The organism is Methylobacterium mesophilicum, assembly GCF_036441335.1.
GTDB lineage: Bacteria > Pseudomonadota > Alphaproteobacteria > Rhizobiales > Beijerinckiaceae > Methylobacterium > Methylobacterium mesophilicum_B.
The window spans coordinates 84262-107891 of sequence record NZ_MLBW01000026.1; the positions used below are offsets into that span (position 1 = coordinate 84262).

General features: G+C 70.6%; 24 protein-coding genes and 2 pseudogenes. 2 read left to right on the forward strand and 24 right to left on the reverse strand.

From position 1 onward, the window contains the following. Positions 1-41 precede the first annotated feature (41 nt). The 21 genes and pseudogenes from plsY to MMR14E_RS16470 all read right to left on the reverse strand — a co-directional run bounded on the left by plsY (position 42) and on the right by MMR14E_RS16470 (position 19680). Positions 42-647, reverse strand: a complete 606-nt coding sequence (plsY, locus tag MMR14E_RS16370; RefSeq protein ID WP_331315691.1) for a glycerol-3-phosphate 1-O-acyltransferase PlsY — start codon at positions 645-647, stop codon at positions 42-44. Next, positions 644-1940, reverse strand: a pseudogene (locus tag MMR14E_RS16375) (dihydroorotase). The gene plsY and the pseudogene MMR14E_RS16375 overlap by 4 nt, the downstream one beginning before the upstream one ends. Continuing rightward, positions 1937-2740: an imidazole glycerol phosphate synthase subunit HisF gene (gene hisF / locus MMR14E_RS16380; protein WP_331315692.1), complete on the reverse strand. Its 804-nt coding sequence runs from the start codon at positions 2738-2740 to the stop codon at positions 1937-1939. Before hisF ends, MMR14E_RS16375 begins: the two are co-directional and overlap by 4 nt. A 32-nt stretch (positions 2741-2772) precedes the next feature. After that, positions 2773-3516: a 1-(5-phosphoribosyl)-5-[(5-phosphoribosylamino)methylideneamino]imidazole-4-carboxamide isomerase gene (gene hisA / locus MMR14E_RS16385; RefSeq protein ID WP_331315693.1), complete on the reverse strand. Its 744-nt coding sequence runs from the start codon at positions 3514-3516 to the stop codon at positions 2773-2775. Between the two features lie 37 nt (positions 3517-3553). Continuing rightward, on the reverse strand, positions 3554-4213 hold the full coding sequence (gene hisH, locus MMR14E_RS16390; RefSeq protein WP_331315695.1) for an imidazole glycerol phosphate synthase subunit HisH: 660 nt from the start codon (positions 4211-4213) through the stop codon (positions 3554-3556). Positions 4214-4232: 19 nt separating this feature from the next. Next, the gene (locus tag MMR14E_RS16395; RefSeq protein WP_419539363.1) at positions 4233-4712 is read right to left on the reverse strand and encodes a DUF2628 domain-containing protein; all 480 of its coding nucleotides are present in this window, start codon (positions 4710-4712) and stop codon (positions 4233-4235) included. A gap of 74 nt (positions 4713-4786) precedes the next feature. Continuing rightward, positions 4787-5374 (reverse strand): imidazoleglycerol-phosphate dehydratase HisB, encoded by a 588-nt coding sequence (gene hisB, locus MMR14E_RS16400; protein WP_331315697.1) that lies wholly within the window; start codon positions 5372-5374, stop codon positions 4787-4789. An 84-nt stretch (positions 5375-5458) separates the two neighbouring features. Further along, complete coding sequence (locus MMR14E_RS16405) at positions 5459-6334, reverse strand: S-methyl-5'-thioadenosine phosphorylase (RefSeq protein ID WP_331315699.1); 876 nt, start codon at positions 6332-6334, stop codon at positions 5459-5461. A 297-nt stretch (positions 6335-6631) separates the two neighbouring features. Next, a complete protein-coding gene (locus tag MMR14E_RS16410; RefSeq protein ID WP_331315700.1) occupies positions 6632-7543 on the reverse strand; it encodes a cytochrome c1 in 912 nt (303 codons plus the stop codon). An 18-nt stretch (positions 7544-7561) separates the two neighbouring features. Further along, entirely contained in the window at positions 7562-8848 is a 1287-nt protein-coding gene (locus tag MMR14E_RS16415) for a cytochrome b (protein ID WP_331315702.1), read from the reverse strand. A gap of 13 nt (positions 8849-8861) precedes the next feature. After that, on the reverse strand, positions 8862-9431 hold the full coding sequence (gene petA / locus MMR14E_RS16420; RefSeq protein ID WP_331315704.1) for a ubiquinol-cytochrome c reductase iron-sulfur subunit: 570 nt from the start codon (positions 9429-9431) through the stop codon (positions 8862-8864). 197 nt (positions 9432-9628) lie between these two features. After that, a complete protein-coding gene (locus MMR14E_RS16425) occupies positions 9629-11494 on the reverse strand; it encodes an ABC transporter ATP-binding protein (protein WP_331315706.1) in 1866 nt (621 codons plus the stop codon). Positions 11495-11582: 88 nt separating this feature from the next. Further along, a complete protein-coding gene (locus MMR14E_RS16430) occupies positions 11583-12041 on the reverse strand; it encodes a protease inhibitor Inh/omp19 family protein (RefSeq protein WP_331315708.1) in 459 nt (152 codons plus the stop codon). 171 nt (positions 12042-12212) lie between these two features. Then, a complete protein-coding gene (locus tag MMR14E_RS16435) occupies positions 12213-13037 on the reverse strand; it encodes a succinate dehydrogenase iron-sulfur subunit (protein ID WP_024831121.1) in 825 nt (274 codons plus the stop codon). Between the two features lie 85 nt (positions 13038-13122). After that, a complete protein-coding gene (gene sdhA / locus MMR14E_RS16440) occupies positions 13123-14940 on the reverse strand; it encodes a succinate dehydrogenase flavoprotein subunit (protein WP_331315709.1) in 1818 nt (605 codons plus the stop codon). A 31-nt stretch (positions 14941-14971) separates the two neighbouring features. After that, on the reverse strand, positions 14972-15391 hold the full coding sequence (gene sdhD, locus MMR14E_RS16445) for a succinate dehydrogenase, hydrophobic membrane anchor protein (protein WP_331315710.1): 420 nt from the start codon (positions 15389-15391) through the stop codon (positions 14972-14974). A gap of 10 nt (positions 15392-15401) precedes the next feature. Next, positions 15402-15803, reverse strand: coding sequence for a succinate dehydrogenase, cytochrome b556 subunit (gene sdhC / locus MMR14E_RS16450; RefSeq protein ID WP_331315711.1), 402 nt, complete (start codon positions 15801-15803; stop codon positions 15402-15404). 129 nt (positions 15804-15932) lie between these two features. Continuing rightward, on the reverse strand, positions 15933-17234 hold the full coding sequence (locus MMR14E_RS16455) for an SLC13 family permease (RefSeq protein WP_331315712.1): 1302 nt from the start codon (positions 17232-17234) through the stop codon (positions 15933-15935). A 222-nt stretch (positions 17235-17456) separates the two neighbouring features. Beyond that, positions 17457-17804 carry a hypothetical protein gene (locus tag MMR14E_RS16460; protein ID WP_331315713.1) on the reverse strand — a complete coding sequence of 116 codons (348 nt, stop codon included), beginning with the start codon at positions 17802-17804 and terminating at the stop codon, positions 17457-17459. A gap of 4 nt (positions 17805-17808) precedes the next feature. Next, positions 17809-17961, reverse strand: a pseudogene (locus MMR14E_RS16465) (NAD(P)(+) transhydrogenase (Re/Si-specific) subunit alpha); the annotation flags it as partial. Positions 17962-18186: 225 nt separating this feature from the next. After that, positions 18187-19680, reverse strand: a complete 1494-nt coding sequence (locus tag MMR14E_RS16470; RefSeq protein ID WP_331315714.1) for an AMP nucleosidase — start codon at positions 19678-19680, stop codon at positions 18187-18189. A gap of 125 nt (positions 19681-19805) precedes the next feature. Here MMR14E_RS16470 and tsaA point away from each other — a divergent pair, with 125 nt between their 5' ends. Both tsaA and MMR14E_RS16480 read left to right on the forward strand, forming a co-directional pair. After that, positions 19806-20315, forward strand: coding sequence for a tRNA (N6-threonylcarbamoyladenosine(37)-N6)-methyltransferase TrmO (tsaA, locus tag MMR14E_RS16475; protein WP_331315715.1), 510 nt, complete (start codon positions 19806-19808; stop codon positions 20313-20315). Beyond that, positions 20312-21004, forward strand: a complete 693-nt coding sequence (locus tag MMR14E_RS16480) for an SGNH/GDSL hydrolase family protein (protein ID WP_331315717.1) — start codon at positions 20312-20314, stop codon at positions 21002-21004. The genes tsaA and MMR14E_RS16480 overlap by 4 nt, the downstream gene beginning before the upstream one ends. Before the next feature lie 27 nt (positions 21005-21031). On the opposite strand, the gene guaA is transcribed toward MMR14E_RS16480, so the two are convergent. The 3 genes from guaA to MMR14E_RS16495 all read right to left on the reverse strand — a co-directional run bounded on the left by guaA (position 21032) and on the right by MMR14E_RS16495 (position 23620). Continuing rightward, positions 21032-22588: a glutamine-hydrolyzing GMP synthase gene (gene guaA, locus MMR14E_RS16485; RefSeq protein ID WP_331315719.1), complete on the reverse strand. Its 1557-nt coding sequence runs from the start codon at positions 22586-22588 to the stop codon at positions 21032-21034. Between the two features lie 223 nt (positions 22589-22811). Continuing rightward, a complete protein-coding gene (locus MMR14E_RS16490; RefSeq protein ID WP_331315721.1) occupies positions 22812-23231 on the reverse strand; it encodes a hypothetical protein in 420 nt (139 codons plus the stop codon). Continuing rightward, the gene (locus MMR14E_RS16495; protein ID WP_331315723.1) at positions 23228-23620 is read right to left on the reverse strand and encodes a hypothetical protein; all 393 of its coding nucleotides are present in this window, start codon (positions 23618-23620) and stop codon (positions 23228-23230) included. Before MMR14E_RS16495 ends, MMR14E_RS16490 begins: the two co-directional genes overlap by 4 nt. Positions 23621-23630 lie beyond the last annotated feature (10 nt).

The following is a 23630-nucleotide window of genomic DNA, read 5'->3' on the forward strand; positions in this document are numbered from 1 at the left end:
ACCCCCACACCTGCCCGAAGGTCGGCGCGGCGCGCCGGCACTCAGCCCTTCTGGCCGATGCGCCCCTCGGTGCCGGACGCGAGTCGGCGGATGTTGGGCGCGTGCTTCCACCATAGCAGCAGGCCGAGGAGCAGGAACAGCGCCGCCTGCGTCGGCGCGCCGAGCACCCAGAGGACGAGGGGTGTGGCCGCCGAGGCGGCGAGCGCCGCCAGCGACGAGTACTTGAGCGCGAAGGCGAGCCCGAGCCAGATCGCCGCGAACGCCGCGAGGGCGGGCGGGCTGAAGGCGAGGAGCACGCCGATGAAGGTCGCGACGCCCTTGCCGCCCTTGAAGCCCAGCCAGACCGGGAAGAGGTGGCCGAGGAAGGCGCCGAGCCCGGCCGCGAGCGCCGGGCCCTCACCCAGCTGGCGCGCGATGAGGACGGCCAGCGTGCCCTTCAGGGCGTCGCCCAGCAGGGTCGCCGCGGCGAGGCCCTTGCGGCCGGTGCGGAGCACGTTGGTGGCGCCGATATTCCCGGAGCCGATCGCCCGGACGTCGCCGAGGCCGGCGAACTTCGTGAGGATCAGCCCGAACGGGATGGAGCCCAGGGCGTAGCCGAGGGCGAGGCCGCCGAGGGCGGCCGGGGTGGCGAGATGCGGCGGTATCATGCGGCGGCCGCGAGGTCGTCGACCGCGTGGACGATCCGGCCGCCGACCAGCGTCAGCACCGCCGCGCCCTGGAGGCGCGCCTCGTCGAAGGGGGAGTTCTTCGAGCGCGACTTCAGCCGGCGCTTGTCGAGGACGTAGGGCAGATCGGGATCGATCAGCACCAGGTCGGCGGGAGCGCCGACCGCCAGCCGGCCGGCCTCGCGGCCGAGGATCCGCGCCGGGTTCACGGTCAGCGCGGCGACGAGCTTGGGCAGCGCGAGGTCGCCGGTATGGACGAGTCGCATGGCGCCGCCGAGCAGCGTCTCGATGCCGAGGGCCCCGTCCGCCGCCTCGGCGAAGGGCAGGCGCTTGGTCTCCACGTCCTGCGGATTGTGGTCGGACACCACAACGTCGATCACGCCCTCGTCGAGGGCGCGCACCACCGCCTGACGGTCGGTCTCGTGGCGCAGGGGCGGCGAGAGCCGGCAGAAGGTGCGGTAATGGCCGATGTCGTTCTCGTTGAGGACGAGGTTGTTCACCGAGACGCCGCAGGTCACCGGCAGGCCGTCCTGCTTGGCGCGGCGGACGATGTCGACCGAATCGGCGCAGGAGATCATCGCCGCGTGGTAGCGGGCGCCGGTCAGCCGGACGAGGCGGATGTCCCGCTCCAGCATCACGGTCTCGGCCTCGCGGGGGATGCCCATGAGCCCGAGGCGCGAGGCGAGCTCGCCCTCGTTCATGACGCCCTCGGCGACGAGGGCGGATTCCTCCACGTGCTGCACGATCAGCGCGTCGAAATCCCGGGCGTAAGTCAGGGCACGGCGCAGCACCTGCGCGTTGGCCACGGCCCGGAGCCCGTCGGTGAACGCGACCGCGCCGGCCTCCTTGAGCAGGCCGAACTCGGTCATCTCCCGGCCGGCCAGCCCCTTGGTGATGGCGGCCGCCGGCAGGACGTTGACGCTCGCCGTGTCGCGGGCGCGGCGGAGCACGAAATCGACGATGGCCGGCTCGTCGATCACCGGGTTGGTGTCGGGCATGCAGACGAGCGTCGTGACGCCGCCCGCGGCCGCCGCGGCGCTCGCCGAGGCCAGGGTCTCGCGGTGCTCGGCTCCCGGCTCGCCCACGAAGGCGCGCATGTCGATCAGCCCGGGGGTCAGCACGCGGCCGGCGCAGTCGACGCGCTTCGCGTCGGCCGGGGCGCCNGCCGGCGGCGATGTCGGCGATGCGGCCGTCCCGCACCAGCACCGCGCCGGCGGTCTCGCGGCCGGTCGCGGGATCGAGGAGGTTAGCGTTCGCCAGAAGGTAGCTGCTCACAGGGGCGCCCTCGCGGAAGAGGCCGGGCCGTCGAGGCGCATGGCGAGGCCGGCCGCCGCCATGTGCGCCTTCGCCTCGGCGACGCTCGCCTGGCCGAAATGGAAGATGGAGGCCGCCAGCACGGCGCTGGCGCCGCCCTCGGCCACGCCGGCCACGAGGTCGTCGAGCCCGCCGACGCCGCCCGAGGCGATCACCGGCACGGTGACGGCGTCGCTGATCGCCCGCGTGAGGGCAAGGTCGTAACCGGAGCGCGTCCCGTCCTTGTCCATGGAGGTCACGAGCAGCTCGCCGGCGCCCTTGCCGGCCACCCGCCGCGCGAAGGCCACGGCGTCGATCCCGGTCGGGTCGCGGCCACCATGGGTGAAGATCTCCCAGGCGGCCGGCGCGCCGGGGGGCGAGACGCGCTTGGCGTCGATCGCCACCACGATGCACTGCGCGCCGAACTTCTCGGCGGCCCGGGCCACGAGGTCGGGATCCTTCACGGCCGCGGTGTTGATCGCGACCTTGTCGGCACCGGCGAGCAGCAGCGCGCGCACGTCCTCGACGGTGCGCACGCCGCCGCCGACGGTGAGCGGCATGAAGCAGGCCTCGGCGGTCCGGCTGACGATGTCGAGCAGGGTGCCGCGGGCCTCGCGACTCGCGGTGATGTCGAGGAAGCACAGCTCGTCGGCGCCGGCCGCGTCGTAGACCTTGGCGGCCTCGACGGGATCGCCGGCGTCGCGCAGGCCCTCGAAGCGCACGCCCTTCACGACGCGCCCGTCCTTCACGTCGAGGCAGGGGATGATGCGGGTCTTCAGCACGGGCGGCGTCTCATGTCGCGAGCCTCTGGATATCACGCCGCCGGGCCGCGCGCCGCAGCGATCGCGGCCAGGGCCGCCTCCGGATCGATGCGGCCGTCGTAGAGTGCCCGGCCTGTGATGGCGCCCGCGATCAGGGTGCAGTCCGGCTGCAGCAGGCGGTGGACGTCGTCGATCGACGCGAGGCCGCCCGAGGCGATCACCGGGATGCGCACGGCCTGGGCGAGCGCCAGGGTCATCTCGACGTTGAGCCCCTTCAGGATCCCGTCGCGGGCGATGTCGGTGTAGATGATCGCCGCGACGCCCGCGTCCTCGAACCGGCGCCCCAGCTCCTCCGCGGTCATGCTGGAAGTCTGGGCCCAGCCCTCGACGGCGACGCGGCCGTCCTTGGCGTCGATGCCGACCGCGATCTTCCCGGGATACTTGCGCGCGGCCTCCCGGACGAAGCCGGGATCGCGCACCGCGGCGGTGCCGATGATCGCGCGGGCGACGCCCTTGCTCAGCCAGCCCTCCAGCGTCTTCATCTCGCGGATCCCGCCGCCGAGCTGGACCGGGATCGTCACCCGCGCGAGGATCGCGTCCACCGCCTCCGCGTTCCGCGGCGCCCCCGCGAACGCGCCGTCGAGGTCGACCACGTGGAGCCAGGAGAACCCCTGCGCCTCGAAGATCGCGGCCTGCGCGGCCGGATCGTCGCCGAAGACCTTGGCCTGCGCCATGTCCCCCTGGATGAGGCGGACGCAACGCCCCTCTTTCAGGTCGATCGCCGGGTACAGGATCACGGGCGCTTCCGTCCTTCTTGCCTGGGTCGAACGGCGCTCACGGGCGCCAGTTCAGGAAGTTGGCGATGAGCGCGAGGCCCAGCCGCTGGCTCTTCTCGGGGTGGAACTGCGTGCCGGCCACGTTGTCGCGGGCGACGAGGGCGGTGACCGGGCCGCCGTACTCGGCGCGCGCCACCACGTCGTCCGGGCGCTCCGCGTTGAGCGCGTAACTGTGCACGAAGTAGGCGTGCAGCCCGTCCTCGCCGGTGGGGATGCCGGCGAGCAGCGGGTGGTCGCGCTCGGTCCGCAGGGTGTTCCAGCCCATGTGGGGGACCTTCAGGGCCGGGTCCGACGGCCGGATCGGGCCGACATCGCCGGGGATCCAGCCGAGGCCCGCCGTTGTCGCGTACTCGAGCCCGCGGCTCGCCAGGAGCTGCATGCCCACGCAGATCCCGAGGAACGGGCGGCCGGCCCCGTGGGCGACCCGCGTCATCGCCTCGACCATGCCGGGGACGGCGTCGAGCCCGCGGCGGCAATCCGCGAAGGCGCCGACGCCTGGCAGCACGACGCGGTCGGCGGCGGCCACAACGTCGGGGTCCGAGGTCAGGCAGATCCGCGCGTCGCGCCCGCTCTCGCGGGCGGCGCGCTCGAAGGCCTTGGCGGCGGAGTGGAGGTTGCCCGATCCGTAATCGATGATCGCGACGGTCTCGGTGGTCATGCGCGTCTCGCCCGGGAACTCACCGGGCGCCTTCCTGGGCGGGGAACAGCCCGATAACCGGCTCGGTCCGCCGGCTGGGGCCGCTCGGGAACGGGGCCCGCGGCGCGGTCGGGCTCGCCCCGAGCCAGCGGTTCAGGGCGCGGGCCTCCGCTTCCTCGGGCGTCGCGGCGATCACGGCGTCGCGCGCCGGCCAGCCGCGCCGGGCGAGGGTCCAGCGGCGCAGGCTTGAGGCCTCGAGGCCGATCAGCCAGGCGGCCAGCAGGGTGACGATCAGGCCGGCGCCGGCCGGCAGCCCGAGGGCGATACCGGCCGCGGCCAGCGCCACGAGGCCGACGAGGACGAGCAGGGCGGCGAGCCAGAGGCGGTGGAACAGGAACCACAGGACCGTGAAGGCGAAGGCCGGCCACGAGAAGCCGTCCCGCACCAGCAGAGCCCGGTCGAGCCCGACCGACTCGCCCGGCCGGGCATCGGCCGGCAGGTGGAGCGTGTAGCTGCGCATCCGCATCGCGAAACTCCGACAGCGTGCGCCGCGACGGCCGCGTGACCGATCCTGGCGCCCGACGACAACGGGTCTTAGAGGGAGCCCTTGGTGGAGGGAACGCGCCCCTCCTCCCGCGGATCGATCGCCACGGCCTTCCGCAAGGCGCGGGCCAGCCCCTTGTAGCAGCTCTCCGCGATGTGGTGGGCGTTGTCGCCGTAGAGGGTCTCGACGTGCAGGGTCAGGCCGGCATTCATCGCGAAGGCCTGGAACCACTCGCGGACCAGCTCGGTGTCGAAATTGCCGATCTTCTCCACCCGGAAGGTGGTGCGGAACACCAGGAAGGGCCGGCCGGAGATGTCGACGCAGACCCGGGTCAGCGCCTCGTCCATCGGCAGGTGGATGTCGGCGTAGCGCGTGACCCCGCGCTTGTCGCCGAGCGCCTTGGCGAAGGCCTGCCCCAGGGCGATGCCGCAATCCTCTGCCGAGTGGTGCTGGTCGATATGCAGGTCGCCGTCGACCTTCACGTCCAGGTCGAACAGGGCGTGCCGCGCTAGCAGATCCAGCATGTGGTCGAGGAAACCGATGCCGGTGGCGATCGTCGACCGCCCGGTCCCGTCGAGATTGACGGTGACCGCGATATCGGTCTCCGCGGTCTTCCGGCTGATGGAGGCGCTGCGCATTTCGGTCTGGACTTCGCGTCGGGGGCGGCCGGGGCCGCCCGCGCCTTCTAGAGGGACTCGCCGCGGATTGGAAAGGGCGGCCGGCTACCCGTTGAGGACCCGCCCCGCCACGGCGTCGAGCTTGGCGAGCAGAGCCGGGTCCCGGACCGCGGGCGCCGTCATGATCGCGCCGTCGAGCGCCCGGTGCGAGCCCGCCGGGCACGGCTCGCGCACGGCCGGAAAGTCGCGGGCGAGACGGGCCACGAGCCGCGCCGCCTTGTCGGCATTGGCCCGGGCGACCGCGATCACCGAAGCGACGTCGACCGCGTCGTGGCCGGGGTGCCAGCAATCGTAGTCGGTCACCATCGCGATCGTCGCGTAGGTGATCTCCGCCTCGCGCGCGAGCTTGGCCTCGGGCATGTTGGTCATCCCGATCACGTCGAAGCCCTGGGCCTTGTAGGCGCGGGATTCCGCCAGAGACGAGAATTGCGGCCCCTCCATGCAAACATAGGTGCCGCCGCGATGGACCGCGATGTCCTCGGCCTTCGCGGCCTGGGCGATCCGCGCCTGCAGGCCGGGGCCGACCGGATGGGCGAGGGAGACGTGGGCGACGCAACCGTCGCCGAAGAACGACGAGGCGCGCCCGTGGGTCCGGTCGACGAACTGGTCGACGAGCACGAAGAGGCCCGGCGGCAACTCCTCGCGGAACGAGCCGCAGGCCGAGAGGGCGACCAGATCGGTGACGCCGGCCCGCTTCAGGACGTCGATATTGGCGCGGTAATTGATGCCCGACGGCGAGAGCCGGTGTCCCCGTCCGTGGCGGGCCAGGAACACGACCTTGGTGTCGCCGATCCGTCCGATGCGCAGGGCGTCCGAGGGCTCGCCCCAGGGCGACGCGACGCGCTCCTCGCGGACATCCTCGAGCCCCGGCAAGTCGTAGACGCCGGAGCCACCCATGACTCCCAGTACCGCTGCGCTCATGCCGGACTCCCTCAACGCGCGACGCCTCGGCAGCGCGGCCTGCCCACCCGGCACCTCGTCGCGAGGAGCCGGAGCCATGCGGAGGCCTCGAAGGAGACCGCCCGAAGCCGCTCTGATCCCTGAAGCCCTCCTCCGAGACCCGCTGACGCGGTCACCCCGGGACGAGGTGGTGCCGGTGACGGGCCGTGTCGGAAGGCGGACCGTCGCGGCGGGCGAGCGGTAGCATGGAGCGCCGGCCAAAAAAAAGATGGGCCTCCCGAGGGAGGCCCATCCGAACTGCGACCCGATCCGGCCGGTTCAGTAGGTCTTGTGAAGCTCCGGCTGGAGGCCGTGAACCTCCCCGCCGACATCGGCCCAGATCTTCTTCTTCACGTAGTAGAGCAGGCCCGACAGGATGATCAGGAACAGGATCACCCGGAAACCCAGGGCCTTGCGGTCCATCATGTGCGGCTCGGCCGCCCACATCAGGAAGGCCGCAACGTCCTTGCCGTACTGGTCGACCGTCTCGGGCACGACCGGCTGGCCCTGGTCGTTCTTCGGGTAGGAGACCTGCCCGTCGGTGATCGGCGGCGGCATCGCGATGATGTGGCCGGGATAGTACTTGTTGTAGTGGCCGCCTTCCGGCAGCGCGAAGTCCTTCGGCGGATCCTCGTAGCCGTTGATCAGGGCGTGGATGTAGTCCGGCCCCTGCTCCGAGTAGCCGACGAAGGGCAGCCAGTCGGTCAGGAAGTACAGCGAGCCGCGGGAGAAGGTCCGGGCCTTGGCGATGACCGAGAAGTCCGGCGGGGCCTTGCCGCCGTTGGCCGCGGCCGCCGCCTGGTCGTTCGGGAAGGGCGGCGGGAAGGTGTCGGCCGGCCGGCCCGGCCGCTCGAACATGTCGCCGGCGTCGTTCGGCCCGTCCTTCACCTGGTAGGTCGCGGCCAGCGCCTTGACCTGCCCGGCCGAGAAGTCCGGCCCGCCTTCCTGCGCGAGGTTGCGGAAGGAGACCAGCTTCATCGAGTGGCAGGCCGAGCAGACCTCCTTGTAGACTTGGAAGCCGCGCTGCAGCTGCGCGGTGTCGAAGCGGCCGAACACGCCGGCGAAGCTCCAGTTCACGCGGGCCGGGATCGGCCCGCCATGCCCTTCCTGGGCGGAGACCGGCACGGCGCCGATCAGCAGGGCCGCCAGGGCGGCCGCGGCGGTCGTCGAGAGGACGCGGGTCATCATCATGGTCCTGTCGTCGGCCCGTCAGCCTTTGGTGGTCGGAGCGGCGGCGGCGCCCGCGGGCATGCCGGATCCGCTCACCTGCTTGCCCGGTCCGGTCACGCTCTCGAGGATCGAGCCCGGCAGCTTCTTCGGCGTCTCGAACAGGCCGCAGAGCGGCATGACGATCAGGAAGTGCGCGAAGTAGTAGGCGGTGCAGACCTGCGCGGCGAGCACGTAGCCACCCTCCGGGGGCTGCGAGCCCAGCCAGCCGAGGAGCAGCGTGGCGCCGATGAACACCCAGAAGAACTGGCGGTAGATCGGCCGGTAGTTGCACGAGCGGATCCGCGACGTGTCCAGCCACGGCGCGAAGGCCAGGATGATCACCGCCGAGAACATCAGGATGACGCCGCCGAGCTTGCTCGGGACCGCGCGCAGGATCGCGTAGAACGGCAGGAAGTACCATTCCGGCACGATGTGCGCGGGCGTCACCGCCGGGTTCGCCTGGATGTAGTTGTCGGCGTGGCCGAGGAAGTTCGGCTGGTAGAACAGGAACCACGCGAACAGGATCATGAACACGCAGGTGGCGAACACGTCCTTGACCGTCGCGTAGGGCGTGAACGGCACCGCGTCCTTGCCCGACTTGATCGGGATGCCGGCCGGGTTGTTCTGGCCGGTCACGTGCAGCGCCCAGACGTGCAGGATCACGACGCCGGCGATCATCCAGGGCAGCAGGTAGTGCAGAGAGAAGAAGCGGTTCACGGTCGGGTTGCCCACCGAGTAGCCGCCCCAGAGCAGGGTCTGGATCGTGTCGCCGACCACCGGGATGGCCGCCAGGATGTTGGTGATGACGGTGGCGCCCCAGAAGCTCATCTGGCCCCACGGCAGGGTGTAGCCGAGGAAGGCGGTCGCCATCATCAGGAGGTAGATGACGACGCCGAGGATGTAGAGCACCTCGCGCGGCGCCTTGTACGACCCGTAATAGAGGGCGCGGAACATGTGGACATAGACGGCCACGAAGAACATCGAGGCGCCGTTGGCGTGCGCGTAGCGCAGAAGCCAGCCGTAGTTCACGTCGCGCATGATCTTCTCGACGGAGGTGAAGGCACCCGTCGCCGAAGGCTCATAGTGCATCGCCAGCCACACGCCGGTGATGATCTGGATCCCCAGGAAGGCCGCGAGGATCGCCCCGAAGGTCCAGAAGTAGTTGAGGTTCCGCGGAACCGGGTAGGCAATGAAGGACGAGTGCACCAGCCCGGCGATGGGTAGGCGCGCCTCGAACCATTTGGCTACGCGGCTCTTGGGGACGTAGGTGCTGGCCGTTCCGCTCATGCTTCCGTCCTCCTCAGGCCGCTTCCTTGCCGCCTTCGCCGATCCGGATCTTGGTATCCGTCTGGAAGGCGTAGGGCGGGATCGGCAGGTTGATGGGCGCCGGTCCGTGGCGCACGCGGCCCACCGCGTCGAATTGCGAGCCGTGACACGGGCAGGCCCAGCCCTCGAAATTGCCCTGGTGACCGATCGGCACGCAGCCGAGATGCGTGCAGTTGCCGTACACGACGAGCCACTGGTCGTGGCCGCTCTTCACCCGGGTCGGGAAAGCGGCCGGGTCGATCATCGCCGAGAGGGGGACCGCTTTCATGTCGGTCACTTCCTTGGCGGTCAGCTTGCGCACGAAGATCAGCTTCCCGCGCCAGAAGACGTTGACGATCTGGCCGTCCTGGATGGGCGTCAGGTCGACCTCGATCGGCGCGCCGGCGGCGATCGTGTCGGCGTCGGGCGCCATGGAAGAGATCAGCGGCCAGACGACGGCACCCGCCCCGACCGCCAGCCCGGCGCCGGTCGCCAGGAACAGGAAGTCGCGGCGGCTGCCCTCATGACCAGAGACCGCGGGAGCGGCGGCTGATGTGTTCGCCAAGGTTCGGAACTCCATGCGTCGGCGTCAGGGCCGCAGGTGCCCTCGTCCCGGCTCGTCCCGGGAACAAAGCATTATGGTTCTAATCTGAGCAATGAGACCGTCTGCCGCCCCCGAGTCAAGCCGCAGTGTGCGGCGCGGCGATAAGGTCGCCCCTCAATCGTAGCGGTATGTTGCCGGCAACCGCGCCGCGCCGGCGTTCAGGCCACGGCGCTGTCGTACCGGGCCGTCCCGTCGTCGAGGAAACCGCCCGACTGGCGCGACCACAGGCCCGCATAGACGCCACCGGCTGCGACCAGCTCGGCATGCGTCCCCTCCTCGATGATCCGTCCGCGGTCGATCACCACCAGGCGATCGAGGGCCGCGATGGTCGACAGGCGGTGCGCGATCGCCAGCACGGTCTTGCCGGCCATCAGCGTGTCGAGCGAGTCCTGGATCGCCGCCTCGACCTGGCTGTCGAGGGCCGACGTCGCCTCGTCGAGGATGAGGATCGGCGCGTCCTTCAGCATGACGCGGGCGATGGCGATGCGCTGCCGCTGCCCGCCCGACAGCTTGACGCCGCGCTCGCCGACCTGGGCGTCGTAGCCGCGCCGCCCCTTGTGGTCGACGAGATCGGCGATGAACCCGTCCGCGTGGGCGAGGCGGGCGGCCCGCTCGATGTCCGCCTGGGTCGCGCCGGGACGGCCGTAGGCGATGTTGTCGCGGATGGAGCGGTGCAGCAGCGACGTGTCCTGGCTGACCATCGCGATGGCCTCGCGCAGGGATTGCTGGGTCACCGTCGCGATGTCCTGACCGTCCACCAGGATGCGCCCGCTCTCCACGTCGTAGAGCCGCAGGAGCAGCCCCGCCAGGGTCGACTTGCCGGCGCCGCTGACGCCCACCAGCCCGACCTTCTCGCCCGGGCGAATCGTCAGGGAGAAATCCTCGATGACGGTGGCGTCGCCGCGCCCGTAGTGGAAGCCGACCTCCTCGAACCGGATCTCGCCGCCGGTGACGGCGAGCGTCCGCGCGTCCGGCGCGTCGACGAGGGCGTGCGGCCGGGCCATCGTCTGCATGCTCTCCTGGACCACGCCGACGTTCTCGAAGACGCCGCGCACGGTCTGCATGACCCAGCCCGACATGGCGATGAGGCGCAGGACTAGGGCGAGTCCCGCCGACGCCTCGCCGGTTGTCATGCCGCCGTCGCGCCACAGGACGAGGCAGGCCGCGCCGGTGGCGATCAGGAGGGTGCTGTTGAGCAGGCCGAGGAGACTGGTGGTCAGCGTCACCAGCCGGAACTGGTGGAGATAGGCGGCGGTGTGGACCTCCACGGCGTCCTGAACGGCGGCCCTCTCCTCGCGGTCGCGGGCGAAGAGCTTCACCGTGAGGATGTTGGTGTAGCTGTCGACGATGCGGCCGATCAGCGTCGAGCGGGTGTCGGCGGTCCTGTGCGAGCGCGCCCGGGCCCGGGGCACGAACCACGCGGTCAGGGCCGCGTAGGCAGCGATCCAGAGCAGGACCGGGACGGCGAGCCACGGCGAGATCGCGCTGAACAGTCCGACCGCGGTGATCGCGTAGATCGCCACGTACAGGAGCGTGTCGATGAAGACGACGGCGAGCTCCCGCACCGCCGGGCCCACCTGGACGACGCGGTTGGCCAGACGCCCCGAGAAGTCGCCCTGGAAATACGAGAGCGCGTGCCCGAGGGTGTAGAGATGCGCCCGCCAGCGGATCTGGCTCGTCGATTGCGGCACGACGAGCTGGTTGGACAGGACCTCGTGGGCCCAGATCGACAGCGGTCGCACCACGGCGATCAACAGCACCACCAGCCCGAGCTCGCCCGCGTGGTCCGACAGCACCGTCGCTCGGTCGGCCGAGCCGAGCAGGTCGATGAACCAGCGCATCACGAGGTAGAGGGAGGCCTCGACCGTGCCGGCGATCACCGCGATGACGAACAGGGCCGCCAGGGCGGCGCGGATCGGGCGCAGGTAGAACCAGGCGAAACCGAGCACCGACCGCGGCGGCATCCGCGCCTCGTCGAAGGGCGCGAAGGGGTCGACGCGGCGTTCGAGCCAATCGAGGAACATGTGTACGGGGGCGTGACGCGGCGGGAGCCCCTCATGTAAGCGCCTCCCGCCGGGTGCCAACCGCGCGGCGTGGTCGCGCCGCCCGGCCTCAGCGGTTCAGGGCGAGGGCCGCGCCGGACTTGGTCAGGGCGCCTTCCAGGCCGCCGCCGCCCTGGCGCAGCCGCGCCGCCACCGAGCCGCCCGGCTGGTACAGGTAGACCTCGCCGTCGCGGAAGTCCCAGGCCGAGACCCGCGCCAGATCCTTGTTGGCGCAGCCCGAGGCCGTCGCCCGGTAGAGATCGAGGGCCGGCGTGCTCGAGAGCGTGACCTTGCAGTTCGCCCCGGTGGCGTCCCGGGCATCCCAGCTGCCGACCACCGAGGAGCGGCCGNGCGGCGGCGCCAGCGGGGCCGCCGTCACGGTGCCCGAAGGCATGGCCGGCACGGTGTCGAGGGACGCCTGGGGCGACGGGCCCCGGGTGCGCGGCCCGTCGAGGCGGCTCGAGGCGCAGGCGCCGAGGCTGGCGCTCAGGCAGAGAACGGCGAACGTCGACAGGCTCGGGCGCAGCATCGGTCCACTTCGGGTCAGGATTGAGGGCGCGGAGGCGCTTCGACCCTGACTCCGTGCCAATTGCGCTGACCGCAAGGCGGCGCTCTCAGCCCGGGCCGACTCCGCTGCGGAGAGCCGGCCTTTTCGGCCGAGTGTGGCTCCCAGGCCTCAACACGCGGCGGCTCTCTGCAATCAGAGCGTGCGCTCGACCATCATCTTCTTGATCTCGGCGATGGCCTTCGCCGGATTCAGGCTCTTCGGGCAGGTATTGGCGCAGTTCATGATCGTGTGGCAGCGGTACAGCCGGAACGGGTCGTGCAGCCCGTCGAGGCGGTGGCCGGTGTTCTCGTCGCGCGAGTCGATCAGCCAGCGATAGGCCTGGAGCAGGGCTGCCGGGCCGAGGAACTTGTCGCCGTTCCACCAGTAGCTCGGGCACGACGTGGTGCAGCACGCGCACAGGATGCACTCGTAGAGTCCGTCGAGGCGGGAGCGGTCCTCCGGCGTCTGGCGCCATTCCTTCTCGGGGGCCGGCGTCTCGGTCTGGAGCCAGGGCTCGATGGCGGCGTGCTGGGCGTAGAAGTTCGTCAGGTCCGGCACTAGGTCCTTCAGGACCGGCATGTGCGGCAGCGGGTAGATCCGGATCGCCCCGTCCTTGTCCTTGCGGGTCATGACCGGCAGGGCGTTGTCGGGGCTCTTGCACTCGTCGATGCCCATCGTGCAGGCGAGCGCGTTCTGCCCCTCGATGTTCATCGCGCAGGAGCCGCAGATGCCCTCGCGGCAGGACCGGCGGAACACCAGCGTCGAGTCGACCTTGTTCTTGATCCACAGCAGCGCGTCGAGGACCATCGGGCCGCAATCCTCGCGATCGACCTGATAGGTGTCGATCCGCGGATTGGCCCCGTCATCCGGGTTCCAGCGGTAGATCTTGAAGGTCTGCAGGTTCCTGGCGCCGGGCGGGGCCGGCCAGGACTTCCCCTGCGTGATCTGGGAGTTCTTCGGAAGGTTGAACTGAGCCATGGTTCTCGACGGCTTCCGCTGGAGCAGGACGCGGCGGCCGGAGGGGCGAGGCCCCGCCGCCGCAGTCGTGGTGCAGAGTTGGGGATCAGTACACGCGGGCCTTGGGCTCGATATACTGGATCTCGTTCGACATCGTATAGGTGTGGACCGGGCGATAATCGATGTTCACCTGATGCCGGCCCTCGTCGAGCCAGGACAGGGTATGCTTCATCCAGTCCTTGTCGTCGCGGTCCGGGAAATCCTCGCGCGCGTGGGCGCCGCGTGACTCGGTGCGGTTGGCGGCCGATTCCATCGTCACCACCGCCTGGCCGATCAGGTTGTCGAACTCCAGGGTCTCGAGGAGATCGGTGTTCCAGACCAGCGAGCGGTCGGAGACCTTCACGTCGGCGGCGGCGTTCCAGACCTTGTGGATCAGGCCCTTGCCCTCTTCGAGCACCTCGCCGGTGCGGAACACGGCGCAGTTGTTCTGCATCGTCTTCTGCATCTCGGCGCGAAGCTCCGCGGTCGGCGTGGAGCCGTTGGCGTAGCGGAAGCGGTCGAGGCGCTCGAGCGCCTTGTCGGTCGCGCCCTTCGGCAGTTCCATGGCCCGGCCGTTCGGCTCGACGATCTCGGCGCAGCGCTTGCCGGCGGCGCGGCCGAAGACGACGAGGTCGATCAGCGAGTTCGAGCCCAGGCGGTTGGCACCGTGGACGGAGACGCAGGCCGCCTCGCCGATCGCCATCAGGCCCGGAACCACCGTGTCGGGGTTGCCGTCGCGCAGCGTCAGCACCTCGCCGTGGTAGTTCGTAGGGATGCCGCCCATGTTGTAGTGGACGGTCGGGATGACCGGGATCGGCTCCTTGGTCACGTCGACGCCCGCGAAGATCCGCGCGGATTCCGAGATGCCGGGCAGGCGCTCGTGCAGGATCTTCGGGTCCAGGTGATCGAGGTGCAGGTAGATGTGGTCCTTGTTCTTGCCGACGCCGCGGCCGTCGCGGATCTCCATGGTCATGGAGCGCGAGACGACGTCGCGCGAGGCGAGATCCTTCGCCGACGGCGCGTAGCGCTCCATGAAGCGCTCGCCCTCGGAATTGGTGAGGTAGCCGCCCTCGCCGCGGGAGCCTTCCGTGATCAGGCAGCCCGCGCCGTAGATCCCGGTCGGGTGGAACTGCACGAACTCCATGTCCTGCAAAGGGAGGCCGGCGCGCAGCACCATGGCGTTGCCGTCGCCCGTGCAGGTATGGGCGGAGGTCGCTGAGAAATAGGCGCGGCCGTAGCCGCCGGTCGCCAGGATGGTCATCTGGGCGCGGAAGCGGTGGATCTCGCCGGTGGCCTGATCCAGGGCGATGACGCCGCGGCAGCGGCCCTCGTCGTCCATGATCAGGTCGAGGGCGAAGTACTCGATGAAGAAGTCGGTCTGGTTCTTCACCGCCTGCCCGTAGAGGGTGTGCAGCATGGCGTGGCCGGTCCGGTCGGCCGCCGCGCAGGTGCGCTGGGCGGTGCCCTTGCCGTAATCCGTGGTCATGCCGCCGAACGGGCGCTGGTAGATCTTGCCCTCCTCCGTGCGGGAGAACGGCACGCCCCAGTGCTCCAGCTCGTAGACGGCGGCCGGCGCGTTGCGCACGAGGTACTCGATGGCGTCCTGGTCGCCGAGCCAGTCCGACCCCTTCACGGTATCGTACATGTGCCAGCGCCAGTCGTCCGGGCCCATGTTGCCGAGGGAGGCCGAGATGCCGCCCTGCGCCGCGACGGTGTGCGAGCGGGTCGGGAACACCTTGGTGATGCAGGCGGTGCGCAGGCCCGCCTCGGAGCAGCCCACCGTGGCGCGCAGGCCCGCGCCGCCCGCGCCGACGATCACGACGTCGAAGGCGTGATCGTGGATGGTGTAGGCAGGCCCGCTGCCGTTGGTGCCGTTGGCGGCCATGTTCGGCTCCTCGAGATCGATGTTGGCGGGATCAGGCCGGCTGTCCGAAGCCGATGCGCAGGACCGCGTAGAGGCAGGCGACGGCCACGACGACCGCGTAGGCGTTGTTGGCGAACACCGCCGCGATCTTCGTCGCCGGCGCGTGCACGTAGTCCTCGATGATCACCTGCATGCCGAGGCGCATGTGGACCGTGACCGACAGTAGCGCCAGGATCAGGAGGATCGAGACCAGGGGGGTCGCGACGAGGAGCCGCGCCTCGGCGTAGCCGCGGCCCGCCATCTTGGCGATGATCACCACGAAGCTCAGCATCAGCACGACGTTGGCGACGGCGGTCAGCCGCTGCAGCCACCAGTGGCCGGCGCCGTGATGGGAGACGCCGAGGCCGCTGACCCGCGCGCGCGGGGTGCGGATCGAGACGCGCGTGTCCTGCCGGACCTCTTCCTTAGCCATGTCGGCCTCCTCAGCGGACCAGAAGGGCGACCGCCCAGATGACGAGGGTGAGGGCCACCGAGCCGATCAGCGTCAGCCGGGCCATCGAGAGGCGCTTCTCCCGGTCGAAGCCGACGCCGGTGTCCCAGATCAGGTGCCGGATGCCGCCGAGCATGTGGTGCATCAGGATCCACGTGTAGACGAACAGGATCAGGCGCCCGAAGATCGAGCCGAAGAACCCGGCCACGGAAGAGTAGCCGGCCGGTCCCGAGGCCAGAGCCACGAGCCAGATCGCGACGAGTGCAGTCCCGCCGTAGAGCGCGGTGCCGGTGATGCGGTGGAACACCGACATCGCCATCGTCCAGGTCCAGCGATAGATCTGGAGATGGGGCGATAGCGGCTGTGCCACTGTCGGGCGGGCGGTGGGTGCCATCGGGTTGAAGCCTCGCAGCTGCGAACTGGACCGTCTCTAATCTGGTAGCGCTAGTGGCTGAGCGGGCAACCCGCAATCCACCATGGTGCGGCGCAATGTGCCCTCCGAGGCGACACTTTGCCGATTCTGTCACTTCAGCTGCCCCAGGATGCGCCACCACGCGTAATCGAGGGGCGCGGCCACGAGCAGCGACAGGATTCCGAAGCTCAGCGTGAGCCGGGTCGCGTCCCGGAGGCGGACCCGGCCGAGCTCGCTGGCGAACACGATCGGGGGCGCCTGGTAGGGGAAGAAGAGGGTCGAGTAGCCGATCACCTGCAGCGAGACGACCGCGAAGGGTGACAGGCCGCTCGCCTGCGTCATCTCGCCGGCCAGGGCCGTGTAGAGGGCCGGGGCGCCGTTGGCGGTGACGAGGAGGGTCAGCACCGTCGCGATCCCGGTGAGCACCGCGAAGTTCTGCGTCGGCGCGTCGTGCGCCAGGGGCGCGACCGTCAGCAGGAGGTGGCCGAGGCGCTCGCCGAGCCCGGTCTCGTTGACCAGGGCGACGAGGCCGAGCAGCGCCGCGATGTAGAAACAGGTTCTCAGGTTCACCTGCTGGAACGCCTCCGGCGGGAGAACTCCGATCCGCGGTAGCAGGCAGACGACGGCCGCGGCGAGTCCGACCCAGGCGGGGGCGAGCCCGTGCAGGCTGTCGGTCATCCACAGGACCAGCGTGCAGGCGAGGATCACCGCGAGGCGCCGCTCGGGCGCCGAGAGCGGCGGCAGCACCGGCAGGATCGGAGCGGTGGAACCCAGATCGTCCGGAAACAGCCGGACGATGAGGGCGACCAGCAGCGCGCCCTTCACCAGCGCCAGGACCGGGGCGTGCAGGAGGAGGTAAGAGAGGTACGAGAGGTGCAGGCCGAGCAGGTGCTCCGCCGAGCCGGCCATGACGAGGTTCGGGACGTTGGCGGGCAGGATCGCCGCCGACAGGATCGGCGTGGCGAGGCCGACGGCCAGCACCGCCCCGGTCCGCCCCGGCCGGCCGGCCGCGAGGCCGAAGGCGTCGCAGAGCGCCAGGGTGACGGGGATCATCAGGGCGATGCGGCCCAGATTCGACGGCATGACGAAGGCGATGAGGAAGCTCAGCGTCACCAGCCCGGCGATGAAGCGCCCGTAGGAACCCGAGAGCCGCAGCGCGAGCGTCCGCGCCATCCGGGCGCCGAGGCCGGTCCGGGTCATGCCCTGCCCCACCACCATGCCGGACAGGACCAGCCAGAAGGCGGAGGACGAGAAGCCCGAGAACACCGTGGCGGCGGAACCGAGCCGCAGCAGCATCGCGAGCCCGAAGAAGGCCAGCGCCGTGACGATCTCGGGCAGGAGGGCGGTCGCCCAGAGACCCATGCACAGCACGAGCAGCGCCGCCGTCGCCGCAACCAGTCCCTCACCGCTCACCGCGTTCGTCCCCGCACCACGCTACGCCGGAAGCGGCATCCTCGTCCGATTGGAACGGTTCGCAATTCGGGAGTGATTGAGCGAGCCTTCGTCAGCCGCGAAGGCTGTGGATCGAGGAGGTCGACCCGGCCAGGGCATCACGCGAGGACGCCCGGCCGAAGCCGGCCGGGCGTCGCGCGGTTCAGAGGCTGCGCCGCGGGGACGAGACCCGCGCCGCCCGGCTCAATAGCCGTAGCCGTAGTAGCCGTTGCAGGCGGCCGGGTCGTAGGCGCCGTAGCCGTAAGTGTCGGCGCAATTGTCGTAGCCGTAGCCGAGACCGCCCAGGCCGTAACCGACGCCGAGGCCGAGTCCGAGGCCGGCCAGCCCGTAACCGACGCCGCGGCCGTAGCCCCGGCCGTGATAGCCGCGGTTGACGAAGTTGCGACCCGCGATCCCGCGATTCCCGATCCCGCCGTACCGCCCGGCCTGGTTGAGCCCGCCGGTCCGCAGGCCGCCGGTCCGGACGCCGCCGACGCCTGCTGGCCTCCGACTTGGCCAGCCCCACGGAGGCGGCTTCCGAGGCTGCGCCATCGGTCTTGGGCTGGAAGGATGCGTGGACGACCGAGCCGTTCCGGGTGAGGTTGGTGGCCTTCACCAGCTCGTCGTCCCAGTTGATCGCCAGCGCCTTCGACTCCTTGTCGATCAGGGTCTCGACGAAGGCGTAGAGGTTGCGGGCGTAGAGGCTCGACCGTGGAACCCGCCGCCGCCGAAGCCGCGGGCATCGGCCCCGGCCGGCAGGAAGGCAACGGCGGCCAGCAGGGTAGTGGATACGAGTGCGATGCGAGTCATGGAAGAGCTCAGCCTGATGAGTGGTGTGTTAACCTCTCAACACCGCTCGGAATGGTCGTATCCAAGCTTGAGTATAGCTGACGGCGTGGCAGTCGGTCGCTGAGACGGTGATCCGCGCATCGCCTCACCGGAAGGGCGGTTCGTCGAAGCTGCGCAGCTTGCGCGAGTGGAGTCCCTGCCGGTCCGCCCGCAGCCCGTCGAGGGCCGCGAGGCCGACCTGGAGATGCTCCGAGACGGCCCGGTCGTAGAAGGCGTTGGCGGCGCCCGGCAGCTTGATCTCGCCGTGGAGCGGCTTGTCGGAGACGCAGAGCAGCGCGCCGTAGGGCACGCGCAGGCGGAAGCCCTGGGCGGCGACGGTGCCGCTCTCCATGTCCACCGCAACCGCCCGGGACTGGTTGATCCGACGCCGCTCCTGGCTGAAGCGCAGTTCCCAGTTGCGGTCGTCGTAGGTGACCACGGTGCCGGTGCGCAGGCGTCGCTTGAGCGCGTCGGCCTGCTCGCCCGTCACCGCGGCGGCGGCATCCTGAAGGGCGACCTGCACCTCGGCGAGGGCCGGCACCGGCACGTCCGGCGGGACGAGCTCGTCGAGAATCCGGTCGCGGCGAAGATAGGCGTGCGCCAGCACGTAGTCGCCGATCGTCTGCGACTGCCGCAGGCCGCCGCAATGGCCGACCATCAGCCAGCAATCCGGACGCAGGACGGCGAGGTGGTCTGTGATCGTCTTCGCGTTCGACGGCCCGACACCGATATTGACCAGCGTCGTGCCCTGCTGGGTCCCGTCGGCGTCGCGCGCCACCAGATGGTAGGCCGGCATCTGGTGCCGGTGCCAGGGGGACGCCGCGATCACCGCGGCGGGGTCCGCACCGGCCGCCTCCGCGCGGCTCACGGACACGCCGCCCGGCAGGACCAGCCGCTCGAACCCCTCCGCGCCCGAGGCGAGCCGCTCCAGCCCGTGGCGGACGAACTGGTCGACGTAGCGGTGATAGTTGGTGAGCAGGATCCAGGGCTGGACGTCGCGCCAGTCGCAGCCGGTGTAATGGACCAGGCGCCGGAGCGAGTAATCGACCCGCACCGCGTCGAACAGCGCCAGGGGCAGCGGCTCCCCGGCGATCTGGTCGAAGGTCCCGTCGGCGATCTCGTCGCCCACGAGCGAGAGGAGTGGGACCGGGAAGTAGGTGGCGAGGTCGGCGCCGTCGACGGTCCGCCCGCGCGCGTCCAGCCCGGCTTCCAGAACGTACGGATAGGGAATCTCCTGGGCGCTCAGGCCGACCTCGATGGCGACGCCGTAATCGGCGATCAGCGGTTCCAGCTGACGGGTCAGGTAGGTTCGGAAGAAGCCCGGATGCGTGACCGTCGTGGCGTAGGTGCCGGCGGCCTGGAGCTTGGCGGTGGCGCGCCGGACGCGCGGCAGCGGCCCGTCCGGGCGGTAGCTGATCCGCAGCTCCGGGTAGCGGAAGGCGAGCCGCTCCGTGGCGTCCGGCGGAGGCCCGCCGGCGAGATAGCGCTCGAGGGCGGTCCGCAGGGCGCCGGCCGCGTCGTCGTAGAGTTCGACCAGCCGGTCGATGGCGGTCGCGGCATCCGCCACCGCCTGCATCGGCCGCAATTCCCGCTCGATCATGTCGCCTCCATCGCTGCTGCCGGATCTACACCCCGCGCCACCCGGGGGCGAGATGCGGGGTTGCGGGCCGCGGACACATGGCCGACAAGCCGGCCGGCGCGGAGCGAGGCGGCAGGGACGCGAGAATGGACGCGGGAGCGGACGCGGACGGGTTCGGGACCCGTCCCGGCGAAGAGCGGGCCGCCCTGCCCGCGACCTACGACGCGGGCCTCCACTTCATCGGCCGCCTGCGCACGCCCTGGCAGACGCGGTCCGACTGCCCGAAGAACGGCCTGCAGACCGACGCGGTCTGCACCGTGGAGGTCGATCCGGCCTACGCCCCCGGCCTGCGCAACGTCACGGGCTGCACGCACCTGATCCTGCTCTACTGGATGGACCGGGCGACCCGCGGCCTCGTGATCCAGCGGCCGCGCCACGCCGACGGCCCCCGCGGCACCTTCTCGTTGCGCTCGCCCGCTCGCCCCAATCCGATTGCCCTTTCCGTCGTGGAATTGCTCGGCCGCGACGGCGACACCCTCCGGGTGCGCGGGCTCGACTGCCTCGACGGCACGCCGCTCCTCGACATCAAGCCCTACTACGCCACGACGGACGCGCGGCCCGACGCTCGCGTCGAGCGGGCCGGGGCCGAGCCGTGAAGCGCGCCGTTCTCCTCGTTCTCGGCGGGCTCGCCCTTCTCGCCATCGGCGGATTCGCGGGGTGGCGCCTCCATCGGCCGGGGGCCGACGCGCGGGCCTACGCGGAGATGCGCCTCATCGCCGTGCAGGTGAGCCTCGACGAGGCACCGCCGGACTACGTGTTCTGGGCGGGCGATTCCCAGGTGGAGCTGCAGCCCGGGAGCCAGCGGCCCTGCGGCCTCGCGTTCCTGAATGGCGGGATCAGCGGCGCGACCGCGGCCAGCTACGCGGACTACCTCGCGCGCCTGAAATTCGCGGTCCATCCCCGGCTCGCGATCCTGACCATCGGGACCAACGACATCCTGGTGAAGAACAACCCGCAGCTGCACAAGCCGACGGAGCAGTTCGAGGCCGCCGCCGAGACGATCGTCAAGCGGCTCCAGGCCTTGAGCCCGCGCGTCGTGGTGACCGCCCTCCCCCCGGTCGGCCGCGAGATCGGCAAGCTGGTCGAGGCGGGTGCGGTCGCGGACTACTCGCGCCGGTTGCAGGACCTCTGCGGGCGGCTCGGCTGCGTCTTCACGGACCCGTTCGCGGCCCTGCGCGACGGCGACACCGGCTACGCCAAGCACGGGGCCCTGCGCGACGGGCTGCATCTCGCGGCGTTCCGCCCGGCGATGAGGGCGGTCGAGCCAGCGCTCTGCAACCCGTGACGGCGCGGGATCGGACCGGAGGCCGGCTCACTCCCACTCGATCGTGCCGGGGGGCTTCGAGGTGATGTCGTAGGTCACCCGGTTGATGCCCTTCACCTCGTTGATGATCCGGGTCGCGACCCGGCCCAGGAAGGCCATGTCGAATGGGTAGAAGTCGGCGGTCATGCCGTCGACCGAGGTGACGGCGCGCAGCGCGCAGACGTGGTCGTAGGTGCGGCCGTCGCCCATCACGCCGACGGTCTTCACGGGGAGGATCACCGCGAAGGCCTGCCAGATCGTGTCGTAGAGGCCGGCCTGCCGGATCTCGTCGAGGTAGATCGCGTCGGCCTTTCGCAGGGCCTCCAGCTTCTCGCCGGTGATGGTGCCGGGGCAGCGGATCGCCAGGCCCGGGCCCGGGAACGGGTGGCGGCCGACGAAGCCCTCGGGCAGGCCGAGTTCCTTGCCGAGCACCCGGACCTCGTCCTTGAACAGCTCGCGGAGCGGCTCGACGAGCTTCATGTTCATGCGCTCGGGCAGGCCGCCGACATTGTGGTGGCTCTTGATCGTCACGGACGGTCCGCCCGTGAACGACACGCTCTCGATGACGTCGGGGTAGAGCGTCCCCTGCGCGAGGAACTTCGCCCCGCCGATCTTCTTCGACTCGGCCTCGAACACGTCGATGAACAGGCGACCGATGGTCTTGCGCTTGACCTCCGGGTCGCTGACGCCCTCCAGCGCCGCGAGGAACATCCCCGACGCCTCCACGTGGACCAGCGGGATGTTGTAATGGTCGCGAAACAGCGCCACGACCTGCTCGGCCTCACCGAGACGCAGGAGCCCGTGGTCGACGAACACGCAGGTCAGCTGATCGCCGATCGCCTCGTGGATCAGCACCGCCGCCACCGCCGAATCGACGCCGCCCGAGAGGCCGCAGATCACCTTCTCGGAGCCGACCTGCGCGCGGATCTTGGCGATCGCCTCCTCGCGGTAGGCGCCCATGGTCCAGTCGCCCGAGCAGCCCGCGACGTCGCGCACGAAATTGCGGATCAGCAGGGCGCCGTGGGGCGTGTGCGCCACCTCCGGGTGGAACTGCACCGCGTAGTAGTTGCGGGCCTCGTCGGCCACCGCCGCGAACGGCGCGTTCCGGGAGATCGCCACGGTGGTGAAGCCGTCCGGCAGTTTGGTGACGCGGTCACCGTGGCTCATCCAGACCGGGTACTTCTCGCCCTTGTGCCAGACGCCCTTGAACAGCGGGCAGTCGGCCAGGATCTCGACCTCGGCGCGGCCGAACTCAGCGTGGTGGCCGCCCTCGACGGCGCCGCCGAGCTGGGCCGCCATGGTCTGCTGGCCGTAGCAGATGCCGAAGACCGGGACGCCCGAATCGAACACGAGCTGGGGCGCGCGGGGCGAGGCCTCGACAGTCACCGATTCGGGGCCGCCGGAGAGGATCACGCCCTTCGGCCTCTGCTCGCGGAACGCGGCCTCGGCCTTCGTGAAGGGCACGATCTCGCAGTAGACGCCCTCCTCGCGGACCCGGCGGGCGATGAGCTGCGTCACCTGAGAGCCGAAATCGACGATCAGGATCTTGTCGTGGTCGGTGTTCATCGCGGGCGATTATCCGAAGGCCGCGGCGCGTGCAACGCACAAGTCCGGATTGTCCGGCCCGCCGACGTGCCGACACCCACGAAATCGCCAGATTCATCCGCCGGTCAAAGCCGCTTCCCTCGCCCCGGGGCCATCCCGCCCGGTCCGGGACCCGGATCCGCCGACGCGGCGAGCCGCGCGGCGATCCCGGCCGGCGATCCAGGCCGGACCGGCGCGACGGACCTCAGTCGAAGTTGCGGACCTTGGCCGAGCCGCCGAGGCTGATCGCGGGCTTGGCGGCGGCGCCGGCGAGGCTCACCTTCTTCTGGCCGGGCGGTGTCTTGGCGCGCAGCTGCGGGGCAACCTCGGGAGCCGGGCGCGACGGCTTCAGATGCGCCTGGCCGTGGATCACCGAGCCGATCTCGCCCGCCACGCGGATCAGGTCGTCGCGCTCGCACGAGCGGGCGACCTTCAGCCCGAGCTTGTGCATGTGGCTCTTGCCGTAGAGGTAGGCGGCGAGCTGGGCGCGCTTCAGCGGCGGGATCTGCTCCAGGATCAGCGGCAGATCGAAATCGTCGGCCCGGTACACGGAGCCCAGAACCTCGAGGGTCACCGGGCAATCGACTTCGGGCTCGGCGCCGCTGGTCGGATGCGCTTGCGTCATGGATGCCTCTCGGAAATCGATGGATCGGGATGAGGCTCGGATGCCCCGGAGCCGGGGTCGAGTTCAACCCCTATCGGGACGGTGAGGTTCGCAATCCTGTCCTGCGCCGGCGCGGGCGTCGGTGGTGTGGCCGGTTCGGGCTTCCAGGCGCCGAGGCACCCGGTGCAGACCGATTCGATCACCGCGCGCGCATGGGCCTGCCGGCGAGCCCAGAGCATCTCCCGCGCCGCGCGCGCGGCCTCGGCGTCCGGAAGCGGGCGGATGCGGATGTAGAGGGGCTCCTGCGCGGCGACGGGTGCCGGATAGAGCGCGAGGAGCCCGAGCACGGCCATCGCGGGCCCGGCTGCGCGCCAATGGCGCCGCGGCGTCGACCATGCGGGTCCCGCCATGTCTGTCTCC